Below are 17,664 nucleotides of genomic sequence, written 5' to 3'. Positions count from 1 at the left end.
ATCAATGATCGACTGAGGAGCTAATCAGTTTAGGATCTGCCCGCTTCAACCGGATATCCAACTGCTTTCCAAGCGGGCAAGCCACCTTGTACCTCTGAAACGCTTCTAAATCCCGCAGCCCGTAGCTTTGCGGCTCCTACGGCAATCTCCTCGTCCGTATCACCACAGACATACAGATCACGGGTCAACTCAAAGTTAACTGACGCTCGCTCTACAAGTTCAGCCATTGGCAAATTGACTGCACCCATCACATGGTTGACCGCAAATTCCTGGCGATCGCGCACATCAATAATGGTCAGAGCAGGCTCGCCCCAGTCTAACCGAGCTTTCAGATCATAAACACGAGACTTGGGCTTTAGCGGCGTTGGGGTTGGAATAATGCCAAACAGTAGTTTCATGAGGATGTGGGAGGAGGGATATCCCTGCAATCTAACAACAATCCTTAAGAAATGCAAAATTTTGTTGAGGAAACCTTGACGAAGGTATAAGGTTACCCTTCTCCTTGTAATGCAATACCTCCATCCGCCGTAACACTATCATTCAGGACAGCCGTACCGTTAATAGTATTAGGAGCAACTTCCGGCGCAGTAGAAGGATTAACAGGGTAAGTGCTGCCATCAAACTTCATCTGGGCATAGTGTTTGACTGTGCCACCACCTGCGACTTCCAGCACCAAATCATTCCAACCTGCTGACCTTTCAGAAGAAACAATCACAGGGGCGTTAACTAGGGTCATTTTAGAAACTACTTGATACCGTTGTCCCGACTGTTCTAAAACCAACATCTTGCAACCGCCCGTGCCGCAAGTGTAGAAGCCACTCAAATAAACCAAAGCTTCGGGCTTGCCGTCGCCGTTTAGATCAATGCGATCGTAGTAATAGCGGGTTTGTTGTAAAGCAATGCGATCGCCATCCAGGCTTTCTACAATTGCCTGCTCAATTTCGGCATCGGGCGTAGTTTCCGAGGAACGATATTCGATGTTGCCTAGCTTCGCACCGTTAGCTGAGTCTGTAGCCGGACGGAGGGGTACTTCTGAGGTACTACGAGCTTCAATTTTAGGAGGAGGCGCAATGGGTGTATCAGACGGTAGCTCGGTAGGATGCTGGGATGCGACACCTCTACCCAAGTTCTGACTGCCTGGAGTATTACTTTGTGACGGTTTAACGGGGATACTTGAAACTGGCTTTTGAGCTTCAGTTTTGCCGCCCAATGGCACTTGGGGTTGAACGAGAGGCTGGGAATTATTGGCTTGGGGAGTAGGAGCCTTGGTTTGATCGCCACAAGCAGCGGCAGTAATGGCAATTAAGGTAGCAAGGGCGATCGATTTAAGGTTCATAGAAGTTCTCATATTGTCTGGTAGTAGAGAGATAGACCTCTAAACCATGACGAAAGTTTCTAGTCTAGAGCGGTCTATGAACTATGCTTCACAGAGGCGATCGAGAATTCCTTATTGAGAGAAGGTTCGGTTCTCAGGAGTTTAAAGTTCGGTCAAGTGGAAGTTGTTACAACTAAGTTTTTATCATCTCTTGCCTTTCAAGCGATCGCCATTTTGTTGCCAGTCAGCCCACGGTAACAAGACTTACACTATATTGATTGTTCGGGTAGATTAGTCTATCTAGTAGGGTTTACCAGGTTTTGATCATGTCCCTATTTTTCCAGCGTTTCCTTTTCTAGATTGGCATTACTGAATTGGCTAGGTTTCTCTTCCTCAGTTGGCGCTGGAATTAGCCCTGAGGGTGGCGTGATTTCAATGCGGCGACTGAGCAAATCAACGACAGGAACGATCGCTTCTACAAAGGGAACCAACACTTTTGATCCCCCTAATCTTGTCAGTGCTACCTCCAACAAGTCGTTTCCTGCTGCAAAGACATCGGTGACTGTGCCGACTTTGGCTTGACTGGCTTGATCAAAAACTTCTAACCCAATCAGATCCATCACATGAAACTCGCCTTCCTCCAGCGGAGGGCGATCGCTCTCTTTCACTACGAGGTAGCTATTTCGTAATGCCTCTGCCTGCTCACGGCTATTGACCCCTGCAAAGCTGAGGACATACAACCCCTTACCGGCTAGCGATCGCCCTGAAACAAGCTGAACCTTTTCGGGTTCTGTTGCTCCAGGGCGCAACAGCCAGCGCTCTCCAGGCTGCTCAAACCGTTGAGGAAAGTCAGAGTCAGGATAAACTCGCATTTCACCCTTCAAGCCCTGAGCAGCCACAATTTTTCCAATTTTTAACCAGTCGTCCATAGGGGCTATAAGGCGGCGATCGCCAAACTTCCAGGTTTACTCAGATCTCCAGTCACCGCCACCTCACGATGATTTTCCTGCAAATGGCGAACAATTTTGTAAATTGCCTCTACCTGGTCAGGCGCACCCGCACAGCTTGCCAGTTCGGTTAATGACATGGGCACACTTCCCTCTTTAAGGGCTTTAACAACTCGCTGCTGCAACTCCAACACGGCTGCGGCTGCTTTCTTACCCGCCTCTACTCCCGGCTGATGGTAGGCATTGACGTTAACCATACAGCCATACAGCCCCACCGCCCGCTCATACAGAGCAATCAATGCCCCCACCGTGCGCGGATTCACTTGAGGAATAGTAACAGTGATAGAGTCTCGATGATTTTCGTAGAGCGCCTGCCGGGTGCCCTGCAATAGTCCCGAAAGATAGTCTCCGGAAGTCGCTCCCGTCTCTACCTCAATAGAGGCACCTTGGCGGTCTTCTAGTACCTCAATTAACGTAGCAAAAAAGTTGGGAATCCCTTCTCGCAATTGCTGGACATAGGCGTGTTGGTCGGTGCTGCCCTTGTTGCCGTAAACCGCGATACCCTGGTAAACCTTGTTGCCGTCTAAATCTTCCTCTTTGCCTAAAGACTCCATGACCAACTGTTGTAAATAGCGCGAAAACAGCAGTAGGCTGTCTTTGTAAGGCAACACTACCATATCTTTTTCACCTTTGCCATTGCCAGCAAAGTACCAGCTTATTGCCAACAGCGCTGCCGGGTTCTCCTTGAGACTGGGCACGCGAGTCGCCTCATCCATTGCCTTTGCCCCAGCCAGCATCGCGTTAATATCAATGCCTTGCAGCGCGGCTGGTAACAGCCCCACCGCAGAAAGCTCAGAAGTTCGTCCGCCAATCCAGTCATACATAGGAAAGGTTTCTAACCAGCCTTCGGCTTTAGCGACTTTATCCAAATTGCTACCGTTGCCTGTGATCGCAGCAGCATGTTGAGCAAAGTTTAGCCCCTGCTTTTCATAGAAATGTTTAACCTCAACCATGCCGTTGCGGGGTTCGGGCGTTCCACCCGATTTAGAAATGACCAAAACGAGGGTAGAAGCCAACCGATCCTTAAGCTGAGCTAACACGCGATCGATGCCTGCGGGGTCAGTATTATCAATAAACTGTATGGTTAGGGGTGCATCGACTGGGGAGAGTGCCTCCGCCACAAATTGCGGCCCTAACGCCGAGCCTCCAATCCCAATCGACAAAATATCGGTGAACTTTGCCGCATCGGGCGGGTGGATTTCGCCGCTATGGACTTTACTCACGAAAGTGTGAATTTGCGCCAAGGTCTGGGTAACGTCTTGCTTGATCTCTGGGGTGGGTGCCAGGCTAGGATCGCGCAGCCAGTAATGCCCGACCATGCGATTTTCGTCAGGGTTAGCGATCGCCCCTGCCTCTAGTGCCACCATGGCTTGGAATGCTTTTTCTAACCTGGGCTGGATCTGAGTCACAAAGGCATCATCAAACCGCATTCGGCTCACATCAAGATAAAACCCTAACCCTTCATGGAAATATAGCCAGTCCTGATAACGTTGCCAGAGTGTAGCAGCATCCATAAGCGGTCTTCACCTATCGCGTCCATCTATCACAGTGTACAGACTGAGATGGCATCCAAAATTTGAATTTATTTAAGAATTCCCTGACTCAAGCCTCTAGGTGCTGAAATTGCCGCAAGAATAGAACACTAGACCTACCCTCTTTTGCTACCTATCTTTTTTTGCTGGGGGCGATCGCCCTTATGCTTGCCGAACCTGCCGCTGACCAAAGTACAACGAGAATCGAGAGGGAGCAGCAACGTTGAGATTCCCGTAACGCCCTGATGAAAGGCGATGTTGGAACAGCCACTTTTGGTCTTCAGGAGAATTTTTCAACCAGGATGTAAGCAAATCGCCCCATTTCACGGGAACCTGTAAGTTTTTCCAAGTGGCATGGGTAGCGTAGGAGATTTTTTCGTACAGAGCGGGCTGAGTCAGAATCGTCTCGATTTGCAAGGCACATGCTGTTGCCTCACCATCTGGAAAAATCATGGCGTTTTGTTCGTGGCGCAACTGCCGCACAAACATGGGGTGATTAGAAGCCACGATGGGGGTTCGAGAGCAAAGGGACTCATAAATTGTCATGGGGAATCCTTCTGGGTAGTCATGATGACTAGGCACCGTCACGAGGTCAGCATCCCGCATCAGCCCAATGACATCCGTATTTTTGACCATTCCCAAAAACTCTACGCAGTCCTCAATTTGAAGCTGATGCACCTTGGCTTGAAAGAAATCAATATCGCCCTTACCCGCTATTTTGAGATGGACAGGGAAATGCCGAGCTTTGAGTAAAGCGATCGCTTCTAATACATCTCCTAGGCCCTTTGCCTCGCTAATATGCCCTGCATATAGAATTTTCCAGCAGTCTGAAGGCTGGCGAAGAGTTTTCGGCGAGTAGAGGTCTGGAGTAACGGCGTGGGGCCAATCCCAAGGAATAATCTTTTCAGGGTTAACACCAATTGACTCAAGAGACTGGGAGGCTGTAACACCATGATTGGCAACCCAGCTTATTTGAGGATGGTTAAGAAGATTGGCAAGGAAATAGTGATCTACCCGATCGCGGAGGCTAGGACTGTTGAAGGAATCTGCCAGGGTGACCACGACCTGAACATTATTTTTAATTGCCCATTGCAGCACCGTCCGATTGGGAGTTCTCAGAACAATGTGAGTTGGATTTTGAGCTTTGATGATTTCTAAGATAGTTTGGCTGTCAACTTTGTGGTGAAAGCCTGCCCCGATCGCCCTAACGCCATTCGGTAAAACTTCGTTATAGCGGTCATTACTCAAGAAACTTAAGGTAGCGACTTCATCAACCTGTTCAGCAAGCTTCGATACAGTATCGACAGAATATTGTTGCGCGTAGTAAGTTTCACCTCTACCTTCTGTTAAGTTGTAAAAAGCTTCTCGGTAATCACCAGCATATTGAACGATGAGCAGGCGCATACGACCTCACCACTTTTGATTGATTTCTCTAAATCTATCTAGTGGTAATACTCTATAACCGTAACCTACAGCAACCTACATCGTTTCTTTATAACCATATTAAGGATAAGTAAATAAGTTCCACGGAAAATACGTAGTTATGAAGAAATCGATCGGTATCAATATTTTCAAGAGAGTTTTTCTGGTATAAAAAATCGGGCGTTGCCGAATGAAAGGATGAATCTGCTCAGAGTCCCTTTTCTTCGGGAGACGGGTTGGGGGTTAGGTCGCCTCGCTGAGTTATCGACTCAACCTAACCCCTAGCCTCTTTCCTAACAGGGCAGGAGAACCAGATTTTCAAACTACGATCCAGCAATATCAAAAATCGCCCTCAATGTCATGAGGGCGATCGTCTTTTTTAGAGACTCCATTGTCATCTCTAAATTTTCTAATCCCTAGATTTCTGCGACTGCCCGCTCAATCAGCCGCCGTGCCAAAGTTTGGATACCCGTATGCTCGTAAGACTTCACATACATGTCTAAAAACGCGCCGAGGTAATCCAGTTTGTCCTTAGAGATATCGACAAACTTTCCTAAGTTATCAACTACCTTTTCAGGGGTCAAACCATTAGCAGAGACGAACCCATCCATCCACCCTTTGGTAGATTCAAAGCTTTCTGTAATAAACCCTAGCTTGCCTTCCGGGTTGTTCCCTGGAATTAACTCTTGAATACCTTTAAAAGTTTGGTTCTTTTCCAGGTCAGAGGGCGAGGTTGTTTTGAGAGAGTCTAAGCCTTTGCGGGCAAAGTCGGGCCCTAAAGGAATCAGTCCATCAAAACACACCAGCGCTGCCATCCGCACCAATGACTCACCGCCATAATCCTTCAATGCTGCCAGGAAGTCACCGACGCTATCGCCAGGAATACCGTTGATTTGGCAGAACGCCACGATCTCAGCGACGAGTTTGACACAGAGGTCAATGCTTTGGGCTTTTTCGGGCTTTGGGGTGAGGTTTTTCAAAATCCCCAGGAAGGAGATGTCTTGTCCAATTTTGTTCGCTAATGCTGCCGTCCCGAGGGCACCCGATGCAGAACTGACGGTTTGATAGAGCCAGAGCGCTCGCTGGTATCCCTGAGATTTATCGTTGAAAAGAGTCACAGCGCGATCGCCAATTTGCTGAATCAATTCATCGTCAGTTTCGCCCGTCACGGCTCGAATGGTGTTATCGAACCCGACCAAATTTTGCCATTGACCGGGTAGCGTAAAATCTAGAGACTTTAGCGCCATGACCGTAATGCCACCCGTGGGTAGACTATCGACCAATTCAAAAATCGGTTTGCTCACAGTCTAATCTCCTTAAATAAATACTAAGTAAACGGGGAGCGAGGTTTTACTTCAACTGCTCTAACCCTTTTAGGTCAAACTTTTCCAGCCATGCGGCACGGTTCTCTTTGGTGAAGGATGCGTCCCGAGAAAGGACTTTGACCTGATAGCGATCGCCAATCAAAACGGCTGTAGCGGTTTGCCCTTGCTCAACGGCAGGATAGCCCTTCACCGTGAAGGTGCTGGCTTGAAACTTGTTCGCTGCGGTTGTACCTGTTGTGTCAGTAATAGCTAACATGGCAACGTTTTTGCCGCCTTGGTTGACTTTGTACTCAGCAAAGCCTTTTTTCTCTTGAGCCGGAACGACCTCGAAGCCTTTTTGTCCTTTGGGAAAGAACTTGTTAAAACTGCTGCCTTGTTCAGCCGCCTTAGCAACTGCTGGAGCCGCACCTCTTTCAGTCGTCTCTTTCTGAGTTTGATCATAGCGTGAGGCAGGTGGAGCACTGCAAGCAGTCACCAGCAACACCAAGCTGAGCAAGAGAGAGGCAAATACTCTACGCCAACGAGTACTTATCATAGCTAACTCCATAAACGCCAAGAAAACTCAATTATTCTCTCTGATTACGGCAAATCGCGTAACCGTTTGCAGCAAGACTTAATGTGTCATAAAGCACGTTTTGCCCTAAGAGTTACGATCGATGAATTGAATGAGCGCATTGTACTTAGGCGATCGCTCCTGCCCAACGTACTCCAAAGCACCCCAACTTCCCCACTTACCCGGACGAGCAATATCTGAAAAATTCATGAACACAGTGCCGCCAGCTTGCTTCCAAGCCTCTAATAGCTGAGTGTATAAATCCGTCATTTCAGGGCGGCGGTTGAGGCTAATAAAGAACTCTGAAAGCTTGGGGTTGTTGGAATTGACTAAGTGTTGTCCTCCTTCGTATGCGACCAATTGCAGCCCACGGGAACGAGCGACGTTTTGGTAATAGCGAAACGAGTCAGTTAATCCCTTAATGCTATCGTCGTAGCCTTCGGAGGGGAGGAGGCTGCCTTGATTGAGTTGGGCGATCGCTTTTTTAAAGCCCACTTCACCCTCGTTGCTCCAAGCTTCGACGGTGGCTTGACTGGCTCCTTGCCCCAAGCTGCCGCCAAAGTAACCCGCGATCGCCAAAACATCAATACCATGCTGGTAGCAAGGCTTGTTGCCTTCTGCCACCCAAAGCGGACAGTCAAGGGCAGCATTTTCTAAGCCGCGCCAAGCAGTTTGGGTTCCCATCACCGAGACTACGCGGCTGCGTTGCCGCCCAAACACCTGCTTCCAAATATCAGACATTTGTGCCGTGCGGAAGCCGTACCACTGGGCAAACACATCGCCCTCTACCGACCATCGAGATTTACCTTCTTGCAACGCAAATTGGGCTTGTGGAAACTGCCAGTTCCAGACTTCGTTGGAGTATTCGACGTAAACTTTGCGATTCTCATTAAGGCGATCGCGAACCAATTTAGCAAAATTGGTCATGTATAAATCAGAGGCTTTGTGCGGCATGGTGAACCACGGATCAACCCCCATGCGGTTTGCCAAATCCAGCATTACTTCTAAAGGCACGCCCTTACCTGTGGCGTAGGTCGCATCGGTTACTTTAGCGCGGGTGTCCCAGTTACCCTGTTCAGAACCATTGGTTTGCATCCAATCCATAAACCGAAAGGTTTTAAATTTTTTAACACGCTCCAAAAACACAGGGTTGAATATCTGGGTGCGATAGGTTTGCTCGTATTGCTCAGGAATGACCTGAATATTGCGAATATAGTTACCAGTTTTGCGAGGATCGGTTGCGGTAATAGTGAGTAGAATGCCCGCATCAGAAGGCGTAACGAGGAGAACGTCTCTGCCGCGCTTAGAAGTTGATTCATCTTTGCGGGCATCAAAGCCATATTCGATCGTGCCTTCACCCGCGTAAAGCACAAGATATTTGCCACTAGGATATTGTCCGGCTAAGTCACGGAACAATAGGGTGCTAACGCGGGTGTATTCGGCAGGATCGGCGGGAGCAGGAAGCGACTTAACCCAGCCACTTTGATCGAGGTTAAGCTTACCGAATTCATCAGTAGACCAGTTACCTTTGCAGCCGGGTTCGCCAGTTTGGCACTGGGTAATCCAGCTTCTAGAAGATTTGAAAGCATCGATAAAAGGCTGCTGGGTTGACCAATCGGCAATGCCATTTAGGTTGGTGCCAACTGATGTGGGCAGTGCTGCCAGGGCAGATGACCCTGACGAGAATTGAGCCGAATGAGGTGAACTCAGACAGGCGCTAAGAATTAGCAGGGTCGCAGTCACAAGAGCAGTCAAACTGAACGATCGCTTCGAGATATCGGCAATGGGTCGCCCCTTGCGACGGATGATTTGAACCAGCACATTCCAAAAAAATCTAACCCACTTCATCATGATTTTCCTGCTAATGCACTTATGAAATATGAAAACTATGGGATAAAGGTGTTGATTTGAACCGGGCAAGCCGGTACGACAAGAGCTAGTTTATTTTGACTGATAGCTGAACTAAAGATAAACGTACCTGTGATTTTAGACCATCAGTTCTCCGCGTAGCACTGTGATGGCTTGTCCACCCAAAAACACGCGATCGCCCTCATAACGTACTTTAACAACGCCGCCTCTGGCAGAAGCTTGATAAGCTAAAAACTCCGTCTTTTGGAGGCGATCGTGCCAAAACGTTGCCAAACAACAGTGGGCTGAGCCAGTCACCGGATCTTCGTCAATGCCAAAACTAGGTGCAAAATACCGCGAAACAAAATCGAACTGAAAATCGGCTCGACTAGTCACAATAACGCCTTGGCAAGGAATGGTTTTTAGCAATTCAAAATTAGGTTGGATGTTGCGCACCGTCCTCTCTGAATCTACTTCTATGACCAACCCCACCGAACCTTCATAAACTTGGCGAACAGGTACTCCTAACGCTGTGGACAGATTGGCAGGAACGGGGACAGCAACAGTCGGAATTGCAGGAAAATTAAGTTCAATCCAGTTTTCCCCTGAAGATTGCTCTTGGAAATTGGCAGTTAGCAAACCACTGCGCGTCTGAAATCGGGCTTCAACATCGGGCTTTAAATGTCCTTCCGACCACAAAACATGCGCACTGGCAAGGGTGGCATGACCACATAAATCAACTTCTGTTGTTGGAGTAAACCAACGCAAATCAAACCCATCTGCCTGCTTAACCAAAAACGCTGTTTCCGATAAGTTCATTTCTTGGGCAACATTCTGCATCCACTGCGAGTCTTTAACGGTAGGCAGTATGCAGACTGCGGCAGGGTTGCCTGCAAAAGGTTGGGATGTGAAAGCATCTACTTGAATGATGAGAGGCATAGAATATTTTTAATTGAGTCAGTCTTTACAAAAGGAATGGACAGATGAATGGGCTGAATTTGAATCATTGCATTAAATGATGAAATACGATGTCTCTTGTTTTTGATTGGAATCAGGTTGGTTTTGTGTGGAAGATAGAAAGATTATCTAAAAACCTTCCTTTGACAACCTATTTCTTGTAGCTTAGTGTCAGACAAAGTTAATACCGCTGCAAAGATAGGGTGGCATGGAATAGTGATTGTGATTGACCGCAGGCAACCGCTGAGAGCAACTCCCTTAAATCATCCGTTAGAACCTTACGCACCTTTTATCAAAAGATTGATGCAATTTTTGGGTGAGTGCAGTCTGCCGATCGAATCACCCAGCCAAATTTTAGAAGCCATTCGTTGTGCATTAAATGTAGACTTTGTAGCAGTATTAAGACAAGAGTCGGGTCGGTGGGATCTCATCGAACAAAGCCAATCTAATAACAAAGACAGCAGCCTCAACCCAGAGTGGAAAGAGGCTATTTTTACACAAGTATCGGATCGCGTCTCTTTTCATTCACTAGAGCGTAATACTCATCAAGCCCATGGGATTTTTCAGTCTTATGAAGAGGATGGAATTGCTAAATTTTCTGCCCTTGTGCCGCTCTTGTCTCGTCAAAGCAAGACCTTGATGGTCATTGGAGGAGCGCCGCCGGAGTCTATTATTCTCAGTGATGTTTGTGGTCAAATTTTAATTTCGCTAGACGTTGCTACTTGTGGGTTCAGCACCTTGCAACTGTCCTGTGTGGAAGCTGCAATTTTAGATGATTTGCGGCGTACCTATGGGTTTGCGCCTTCGTCTCTTTACCATCGTCGGTTTGAGTTATTTTGCGATCGCCTTTCCCACATGCATATTCACTTTGAACCTGTGCTGCGCCTCGATCCAGATTATCCTTATATCGATAGTTGGGAAGCGCTTGCCCGTGATCCCATGATTGACTGCGCTCCTATTGATTTGTTTGAAGCAGCAGAACTATGGGGCGATCGCTTCATGGTGCATTTAGATGCATACCTGATGCGCCAATCCGTTGAGCGCTACCGCTATGCCTGTCAGTTTCATTCGGGGCGCAGACAAGAGGATATTCGAGAGCTTTCGGTGAACGTGTATCCGCCTTCTCTCATGCAAGACGAGTATTTTGAGTCGATTCGTCATGTTGTTCAAGATAAGTTAATTCAACCCGAAAAGCTGATTTTAGAAATTTCTGAAAAGCTTCCCTTACCCGAATCGATTCACCGTGTCTCTCCCATGGAAGCGTTCAGAAGGCAACTCGGTCGATATGTGCGCGATTTAAAGGTTGGCTTTTCGATCGATGACTTTGGGGCAGGACATGCCTCGGTTTCCCGGTTGACCAGGCTCAATCCTTCCCATGTTAAGATCGATCGCGAGTTGCTGTATCAAGAGCAAGAGGCTACCGAGATTACCTTGCGCTTTGTCCTAGATCTTGCGAGTAGCACTCGCCTCCGTGCGCCCAAAGTCGTAGTAGAAGGATTTGATGATGGTTGCCCCATCACGCTAGGACAACTCTATCGAGTCGGCATCCGCTATGTACAAGGGCATATTATTGGCAAAGCTAGTCCAGACCTGAATCGCTTAGGAAGAGACCACACGACTTATTTGAGGCAGCTAATTCAAGAGAGTGGAACGCTGCCATGACATAAAATCATGGCACTTGTTAGGAACTGGGTTAGATGGAAATGGATTAGATGGAACTCATCACAATTCTTCTCTCGGGCTTGCTAGGTCTGCTAGCCCCCATCGGCTTCGTCAGCGATCGCCTGGCAACTCGTGCTATCCGCGATCGCCTCAATTCTGCTGAAACATTAGCAGTGCGGATTGATAATGCCCCTAGCTATCAGCTTTTACAAGGCAAAGTGCAGCGCGTGCGTATTGCCGGTCGAGGCATTGTGCCCCAACCCGATCTCAGAATAGCCGTCTTGGAACTGGAAACCGCTGCGATCGCCCTAAATCTCGCTAGCCTTCGCCAAGACAACCCCCAGCTAGAAGAACCGTTGCAAGCAGGCATCCGCATGGAAATTACCGAGACAGACATCAACCGTTTTTTGCAGTCTGCGGCAGTCGGAGAACGCTTGGAGGAGATGAGCCTTAATCTGCCTAGTAGCAGCAGCGAACCAGCTGAGCCCTACAATGTTAAAAAAATTCAAGTCGATTTTTTAGCTAACAATCGGCTGAAGGTTTGGACAACGCTTCAAGGACAGCGATCGGGCACCCAATCGGGGATTACCGCAGAATCTGGATTTACAGTCACTGCTGGGCGACGGCTGCAACTTGTTGACCCCCAAGTCATGTTTGGCGAGACAGCGGTACCTGCCGAGATTATCATGCTGCTCACCGCTGGCTTACTTCAACAATTAGATCTAGGGAGATTAGAAGAGTCAGGGTTGACTTCTAGGGTGCTAAATTTTCAAATTCAAGACGACCAGTTAGATTTAGCAGCGTTTGTACAAGTAGAGCCTAAATTCCTAACTCGTCGTTAGTTCAAAAGATACCTATTCCGAGCAATACCTGACTTCCCTTAAAAACCTTTAGAATAAAAAGTACAAGGAAATTCTGGAAACCCTCTCTATCCTGGTGTAGCTGCAACTCATCCAGCAGCCTTAGTTGGACTCTCCAGATGTAGTCTGGGGCGAATGACTTAGCCGAGGAACTCTATGATGCATGATGACAAGCCTAGCAAAAAGCAACCTATTTCTCCTCAAACCCCCGTCACCGAACTCCGATCGCGACGGACATTTCCTCTCTACTTAGCGGCAGGTTTCTCAGCGATCGCCTTTGCTGTTGGAAGTGGACTTGCTTGGTGGACGAATACGCCCAGCCCTAAGCCTTCGGTCAGTGCCAACTCGCTTCAGCCCATTAAGCCGAATCAGTTTACGGCTCCTGCTCCTACAAAAGCACCGACTGAGAAGTCAGTACAAATTTATTGGCTTAAAGCAGTAGGCAACGAAATTGAGCTAGCTGCTGCTCCGATCGCCTTGAATGAAGCCCAACCCAACGTCGTCCTCAAAGCCGCATTTGAAAAAATGCTACAAGGCTCAACCGATCCAACCCTAACATCAACAATTCCTGCCAATACCAAACTTCAGGAGCTAAAAATCCAGCCAGATGGCGTTCATGTGGATTTGTCGTCCGAATTCATGACAGGCGGCGGCAGCACAGCCATGATGGGCAGAGTGGCTCAGGTCATTTACACTGCCACAACATTAGACCCTGATGCTCCCGTTTGGATTTCAATTGACGATGAGCCATTAGAGGTTTTAGGCGGTGAAGGATTGGTAATTGACCAACCGATGACTCGACAAGAATTTGATCAGAATTTTTCTCTTTAGAGCCTCTTGAAAGTTTGGGTGACTTCCGAACCCGTTCTCCTTCAAAGTCCCTCAGAATGGGGGATTTAGGGGGCGAATCGGGCAGCAATCTAGACTTTTTAGATAACGTCTGAGGCAGCTAATTAAACAGTAAGCATCTGAGGCTTTAGCGTCCGGTGAGGCTAAAAGCGCGGAAGTGTCTAGCTTGTTGCTCAATGCGGGTCGCGAGGCGATCGCAGACTAAATGGCACAAATCATAGGTTAAGTCATCTGCCACACTGTAGTAAGCAGAAGTACCCTCGCTCCGCCGAGTTAATATTCCCGCTTGCAGCATCACTTTAAGGTGCTTGGAGACATTAGCTTGGCTAGTAGAAGTCGATTCCACTAAGTCTTGAACGCATTTTTCTCCATCTTTCAACAAGTTTAGAATTCGTAAGCGCATGGGTTCACCCAAAACGCTGAAATATTCTGAAACTTGCTGGATAACCTCAGAAGGTACAGATTCCGATAATTGCATAAGAAACTTAGCTGAGCGATCCCCAGCATGAGGGTTGATCCCCAATATTGTAGCACTCAACCCTTCTATGCCAATGGAGTAATAGATGGAAAATATCACCATTGAGGGATGAATAGACTTGTCTATAGCATCGTTTTCACTATTCTCAACCCAACTTGATCAAGTCGTTTGTACTGAACTGTCGCCGAGACTTGAAGTTGAGAGAGACTTGGATTAATCTAGCTTAGATTGAATTAATCCAGCTTGAGCGAGTTCACAGGCACTTCATCCCACGAGCCAACGGTGCGAATTCGGGCAATCCAGCCCTCTGCTTTCTGTTGAGCCGTTAGATTAGTGGTGAAAGAATCATGGCATTCTTGTGCCTGAAGTTGATTGACGCAGGCAATACAGGCGCGAATGATGCCTGATTCGTCAATTTGTTCATTAACCCAAATCATGGAAACTCCTTTCAATGAGAACGGTTAACTTCGTTGTACAAGAGAGCTAGAGTGAAAGCAAGATTTGTTTGCGAAACTATTTGTTTGCGAAACTATATGCCAAACGAACTATTTCCTAATTGAGCGATCGCTTCTCCCGTTACTCGACAAATTCGCCATTCAGGTAAAATTGTTGCCCCAATGCGTTGATAAAACGCGATCGCTGGCTCATTCCAATCCAACACGCTCCACTCCAAGCGTCCACAGTTGCGATCTAATGCTAGCCGCGCTAAAGCCGCAAGAAGTGCTTTGCCAATACCCTTGCTTCGGTATTCTGGCATAACAAACAAATCTTCCAAATAAATACCAGGTTTGGTTAGGAAAGTAGAATAGTTTGTGAAAAATAGTGCGAACCCAATAGACTTCCCTTGATGATCTGCCAAAAGTGCCTCAATGCAGGGATGTGCGCCAAACAAATGTTCGTGCAATAGCGCTACTGTGCCTGTAACTTGGTGAGAAAGCTGCGCATAGTCGGCTAAGGCTTGAATCAGTTGAAAGATGGTTTCTACATCTTCAGATTTTGCCGGACGAATCTCAATATCGTTCATAAAAAAGATGGCATTCCATCAAGAATAGATCTTCCAAGAATAGATCTTCGTAAAAGATTCCCGACTTTTTTGGAAAGCCGGGAATACACAGACCCATGGAATAGAATTTAGCGCAGCCAGTTCTTTAGTCTGCCTGCAACTTGAGGGCGACGCAGTTTGCGCATTGCCTTGGTTTGAATTTGGCGGACTCGTTCGCGGGAAAGATTAAACATACCGCCTACTTCTTCTAAGGTGTTGGTTTCGCCAGTGGTCAACCCATAGCGCAGCGCAATGATGTCACGCTCCCGTTCTGTTAGCACTTCGCCTAGCACGGCATAAATTTCTTGGCGCATCATGGTTTCGTTCATTTGCGCTTCGGGCGATTGGGTGCTGTTGTCTTCCAATAGCTCCATTAGCTCGGTGTCTTCGCCTTTGCCAACGCGATGGTTCAACGAAAGCGATCGCCGTCGCACTTGTTGCAGATTACGCAACTGCTCTGGAGTCATATCCAAAGAGGCTGCTAGTTCTACATCGGTAGGGTTACGGTTCAGATCTTTACGCAACTCACGGTGAGCTTTTTTCAGCTTATTCAGTTTTTCAACAATGTGAATGGGTAAACGAATGGTGCGCGCATCGTTGGCGATCGTTCGGGTAATGCCCTGGCGAATCCACCAGTAAGCATAGGTCGAGAATTTATATCCTTTATCTGGATCAAACTTTTCGGTAGCGCGGTTTAGTCCGAGTGCTCCCTCTTGAATTAAATCTAGGAATGGCACACCCCGGTTGAGATAACGCTTGGCGATCGACACCACCAGCCGCAGATTAGAGCGAATCATTTTGCGCTTGGCAACACGGCTCAGGTAAAGACGATGCTCAAGCTGACGCTCAGTAACGTTCATCGACTGACACAAATCTGCCTTGTTTGCCGGACGACCTAACTCTGTTTGCAGCCGTTCCCGCAGTTCTTCCACTTCTCCCAAAAACTTGACCCGACGAGCTAGCTCCACTTCCTCACAAGGTTTGAGCAACGGGTAACGCGCCATTTCCTTAAAAAAGGCTCCAACCGCATCATCCGTCACAGTTTTGCGATAGCCCGATGCCCGATTTTCTAGCAAATCATCAATATCTTCTTCAGAGCCAAATTCAGTATTGAGACCCGACCCGCTCTCCTTGTCCGAGCGATCCTTGAAATCATTCACGGTTCGCAAATCAATTGGTGTTGGGTTTAGAAAATCATCTTCGGCACCTGCCAGAAGCTCTGAAGAATTAGCCGTGTCTAAGGTGGATCTGCTCATCGCCTGTCCTAATTTGTAATTGAATAATGCAGTCATGATCGCTATGCCGATGGATAAGGACGCTAATGGAATGAAATGACGGTTAAAAACCTTGATTCACTCACCTGAAATTGAACTAGAATAGGTGGGATAGGTGCTCTAACGAAAACCCAGATTTACCCCATGAATTCTTTGCGCGTTCTGTTCTACTAAGCGTTTAACCCAGATACCAAGCGGCTTTTGATCAGACTTTTTTAAATACATTGATCTGAAGCAATAAGCTAGCAAACAATGCCATGTTGACCAAAGCGGGAATTGTAGGGAACAACCGAAATAGAACCAACCACAAACGAAAACAGACCGTTAGCGAACAAGCTGAGAGACTCGAGCTTGCATCAACTAGGTTTCTGCCAAATGACGACGATCGCCATGTCCCTGATTACACTTTTAACTTTGCATAACTAATTGGCTTTGATTTTTGATGTTGACGATACTATGAAAGCCAAGAATCAGATCCAGTGAAAATACTGAAATTGCTGAGAGTGTTGAGGGCATTGATGGTTCAGCTACAGGGTAATGGATAACTCTCTAAAATGCAAACTAAAAGTTTGTTGATGCTAGGAAGGATTCCCAAAAATGATTTGCACCCATCAGCCTAGAAAATTATTTCAGTCGATCTTCAACAAGATTTAACAATTTGAAGCGATCGTTCGAGACACCTGCAAGGGGTCGCGCTGAATAATTCGGTCTTACAATAGATTAAGTTTTCATAGATTGCCATAAAGGCAGAACCATGAAGGCAGAAGTTTATCCTCAACCCAAGCCAAACGTCTATCGAACTTAATATAAATTAACGTCAGATGTGATCCAATTAACACCCATTGAGCTAGTAATGTTCTACTCGGGTTTCAGTAGACCTCTCCCCCAACCCCTTTCCTTCAGGATAGGGGCGCTGAGCAGATTCATCCTTTCATTCAGAGATGCCTTTTTTGAGCTAAGTTTTTTAGTGCAAAATTAATGATCTAAATCTGTAAGAAAAGTGGAGTTAGCCTTGCCCCCCAACCCACTGCTAATCCAGCGACAGAAACCAGGGTCAGAACAATCAAGGATTGCCAACGGTTGAGGTGAGCATTCTGCAAATCTAGGCGCGCCAGAATTTCGGCTGAAACCAAAACCAAAACATACCCAAACATCTTGAACCAAACCAGTGCAGCAGTCACTCCCATTGAGCCAAGCATGATGAGCGAAAAATATCCTATATCTGACTTTAACCACTTTCTAAAAAAGAGTTTTAGTCCATCAAATAACGTAGTGAGCAGTAGGGCTTGCAGGAGAGTACAGAACAGAACAATTGCCCAGGCTGTCCAAACTGCTGGCCCTGTGCTGATCCGAGAGATAACCCAATGGGTTAGAAACCAACTGAAGGTAGCATAAGCAGAAAACAAAATGCCAAGAGACAGCCAAGGAACCTTTTTCACTGTTGAAGAACCGATGAAGAACCGACATTCATGAAGTGAGCAGAATGAATCAGGGTTGGGATCTCGTTTGATTCAATCCATGACTATCCGATTTTCGCACA

At 47.2% G+C, this 17,664-nt stretch carries 17 protein-coding genes; 3 read left to right on the top strand and 14 right to left on the bottom strand.

All coding sequences use genetic code 11. From position 1 onward, the window contains the following. Positions 1 to 29: 29 nt before the first annotated feature. The 9 genes from KME11_00780 to KME11_00740 form a co-directional block, all read right to left on the bottom strand. Positions 30 to 398: a rhodanese-like domain-containing protein gene (locus KME11_00780; GenBank protein MBW4513741.1), complete on the bottom strand. Its 369-nt coding sequence runs from the start codon at positions 396 to 398 to the stop codon at positions 30 to 32. 92 nt (positions 399 to 490) lie between these two features. Beyond that, entirely contained in the window at positions 491 to 1,336 is an 846-nt protein-coding gene (locus KME11_00775) for a hypothetical protein (protein ID MBW4513740.1), read from the bottom strand. A 311-nt stretch (positions 1,337 to 1,647) separates the two neighbouring features. Next, entirely contained in the window at positions 1,648 to 2,244 is a 597-nt protein-coding gene (gene rimM, locus KME11_00770) for a ribosome maturation factor RimM (GenBank protein MBW4513739.1), read from the bottom strand. A 5-nt stretch (positions 2,245 to 2,249) separates the two neighbouring features. Beyond that, positions 2,250 to 3,836: a glucose-6-phosphate isomerase gene (locus KME11_00765; protein MBW4513738.1), complete on the bottom strand. Its 1,587-nt coding sequence runs from the start codon at positions 3,834 to 3,836 to the stop codon at positions 2,250 to 2,252. A gap of 180 nt (positions 3,837 to 4,016) precedes the next feature. Then, a complete protein-coding gene (locus tag KME11_00760) occupies positions 4,017 to 5,258 on the bottom strand; it encodes a glycosyltransferase (GenBank protein ID MBW4513737.1) in 1,242 nt (413 codons plus the stop codon). Positions 5,259 to 5,692: 434 nt separating this feature from the next. Then, positions 5,693 to 6,580, bottom strand: coding sequence for a hypothetical protein (locus KME11_00755; GenBank protein ID MBW4513736.1), 888 nt, complete (start codon positions 6,578 to 6,580; stop codon positions 5,693 to 5,695). A gap of 46 nt (positions 6,581 to 6,626) precedes the next feature. Continuing rightward, on the bottom strand, positions 6,627 to 7,136 hold the full coding sequence (locus KME11_00750; GenBank protein MBW4513735.1) for a hypothetical protein: 510 nt from the start codon (positions 7,134 to 7,136) through the stop codon (positions 6,627 to 6,629). A 105-nt stretch (positions 7,137 to 7,241) separates the two neighbouring features. Further along, positions 7,242 to 9,005 carry a hypothetical protein gene (locus KME11_00745; protein ID MBW4513734.1) on the bottom strand — a complete coding sequence of 588 codons (1,764 nt, stop codon included), beginning with the start codon at positions 9,003 to 9,005 and terminating at the stop codon, positions 7,242 to 7,244. A gap of 135 nt (positions 9,006 to 9,140) precedes the next feature. Continuing rightward, positions 9,141 to 9,941, bottom strand: coding sequence for a PhzF family phenazine biosynthesis protein (locus KME11_00740; protein MBW4513733.1), 801 nt, complete (start codon positions 9,939 to 9,941; stop codon positions 9,141 to 9,143). A gap of 186 nt (positions 9,942 to 10,127) precedes the next feature. Between KME11_00740 and KME11_00735 the strand changes: the two genes are divergently transcribed. From KME11_00735 to KME11_00725, 3 genes are all read left to right on the top strand, one after another. Further along, positions 10,128 to 11,621, top strand: a complete 1,494-nt coding sequence (locus KME11_00735; protein ID MBW4513732.1) for an EAL domain-containing protein — start codon at positions 10,128 to 10,130, stop codon at positions 11,619 to 11,621. 50 nt (positions 11,622 to 11,671) lie between these two features. Further along, positions 11,672 to 12,463 carry a DUF2993 domain-containing protein gene (locus KME11_00730; GenBank protein ID MBW4513731.1) on the top strand — a complete coding sequence of 264 codons (792 nt, stop codon included), beginning with the start codon at positions 11,672 to 11,674 and terminating at the stop codon, positions 12,461 to 12,463. 174 nt (positions 12,464 to 12,637) lie between these two features. Next, the gene (locus KME11_00725) at positions 12,638 to 13,312 is read left to right on the top strand and encodes a GerMN domain-containing protein (GenBank protein ID MBW4513730.1); all 675 of its coding nucleotides are present in this window, start codon (positions 12,638 to 12,640) and stop codon (positions 13,310 to 13,312) included. A 145-nt stretch (positions 13,313 to 13,457) separates the two neighbouring features. Here the strand turns inward: KME11_00725 and KME11_00720 are convergent, their stop codons facing one another. The 5 genes from KME11_00720 to KME11_00700 form a co-directional block, all read right to left on the bottom strand. Then, positions 13,458 to 13,808 (bottom strand): metalloregulator ArsR/SmtB family transcription factor, encoded by a 351-nt coding sequence (locus KME11_00720; protein ID MBW4513729.1) that lies wholly within the window; start codon positions 13,806 to 13,808, stop codon positions 13,458 to 13,460. 233 nt (positions 13,809 to 14,041) lie between these two features. Beyond that, positions 14,042 to 14,245, bottom strand: coding sequence for a glycogen debranching protein (locus tag KME11_00715; GenBank protein MBW4513728.1), 204 nt, complete (start codon positions 14,243 to 14,245; stop codon positions 14,042 to 14,044). A 92-nt stretch (positions 14,246 to 14,337) separates the two neighbouring features. After that, positions 14,338 to 14,832 (bottom strand): GNAT family N-acetyltransferase, encoded by a 495-nt coding sequence (locus KME11_00710; GenBank protein MBW4513727.1) that lies wholly within the window; start codon positions 14,830 to 14,832, stop codon positions 14,338 to 14,340. 107 nt (positions 14,833 to 14,939) lie between these two features. Beyond that, the gene (locus tag KME11_00705; GenBank protein MBW4513726.1) at positions 14,940 to 16,025 is read right to left on the bottom strand and encodes an RNA polymerase sigma factor, RpoD/SigA family; all 1,086 of its coding nucleotides are present in this window, start codon (positions 16,023 to 16,025) and stop codon (positions 14,940 to 14,942) included. 1,082 nt (positions 16,026 to 17,107) lie between these two features. Next, entirely contained in the window at positions 17,108 to 17,563 is a 456-nt protein-coding gene (locus KME11_00700) for a hypothetical protein (GenBank protein ID MBW4513725.1), read from the bottom strand. Between the last annotated feature and the right edge of the window lie 101 nt (positions 17,564 to 17,664).

The sequence above is a fragment of the Timaviella obliquedivisa GSE-PSE-MK23-08B genome (assembly GCA_019358855.1).
In the GTDB taxonomy this organism is placed as follows: domain Bacteria; phylum Cyanobacteriota; class Cyanobacteriia; order Elainellales; family Elainellaceae; genus Timaviella; species Timaviella obliquedivisa.
The sequence above is the reverse complement of the archived record's forward strand: the minus strand, read 5'-3'. Positions and strand labels throughout refer to the sequence as shown.

What these genes read in the sequence shown, in the direction of transcription:
- KME11_00780 (MBW4513741.1), bottom strand. Translation starts at nt 398, where the DNA reads ATGAAACTACTGTTTGGCATTATTCCAACCCCAACGCCGCTAAAGCCC.
- KME11_00775 (MBW4513740.1), bottom strand. Translation starts at nt 1,336, where the DNA reads ATGAACCTTAAATCGATCGCCCTTGCTACCTTAATTGCCATTACTGCC.
- rimM (MBW4513739.1), bottom strand. Translation starts at nt 2,244, where the DNA reads ATGGACGACTGGTTAAAAATTGGAAAAATTGTGGCTGCTCAGGGCTTG.
- KME11_00765 (MBW4513738.1), bottom strand. Translation starts at nt 3,836, where the DNA reads ATGGATGCTGCTACACTCTGGCAACGTTATCAGGACTGGCTATATTTC.
- KME11_00760 (MBW4513737.1), bottom strand. Translation starts at nt 5,258, where the DNA reads ATGCGCCTGCTCATCGTTCAATATGCTGGTGATTACCGAGAAGCTTTT.
- KME11_00750 (MBW4513735.1), bottom strand. Translation starts at nt 7,136, where the DNA reads ATGATAAGTACTCGTTGGCGTAGAGTATTTGCCTCTCTCTTGCTCAGC.
- KME11_00745 (MBW4513734.1), bottom strand. Translation starts at nt 9,005, where the DNA reads ATGATGAAGTGGGTTAGATTTTTTTGGAATGTGCTGGTTCAAATCATC.
- KME11_00740 (MBW4513733.1), bottom strand. Translation starts at nt 9,941, where the DNA reads ATGCCTCTCATCATTCAAGTAGATGCTTTCACATCCCAACCTTTTGCA.
- KME11_00730 (MBW4513731.1), top strand. Translation starts at nt 11,672, where the DNA reads ATGGAACTCATCACAATTCTTCTCTCGGGCTTGCTAGGTCTGCTAGCC.
- KME11_00725 (MBW4513730.1), top strand. Translation starts at nt 12,638, where the DNA reads ATGATGCATGATGACAAGCCTAGCAAAAAGCAACCTATTTCTCCTCAA.
- KME11_00720 (MBW4513729.1), bottom strand. Translation starts at nt 13,808, where the DNA reads ATGCAATTATCGGAATCTGTACCTTCTGAGGTTATCCAGCAAGTTTCA.
- KME11_00715 (MBW4513728.1), bottom strand. Translation starts at nt 14,245, where the DNA reads ATGATTTGGGTTAATGAACAAATTGACGAATCAGGCATCATTCGCGCC.
- KME11_00710 (MBW4513727.1), bottom strand. Translation starts at nt 14,832, where the DNA reads ATGAACGATATTGAGATTCGTCCGGCAAAATCTGAAGATGTAGAAACC.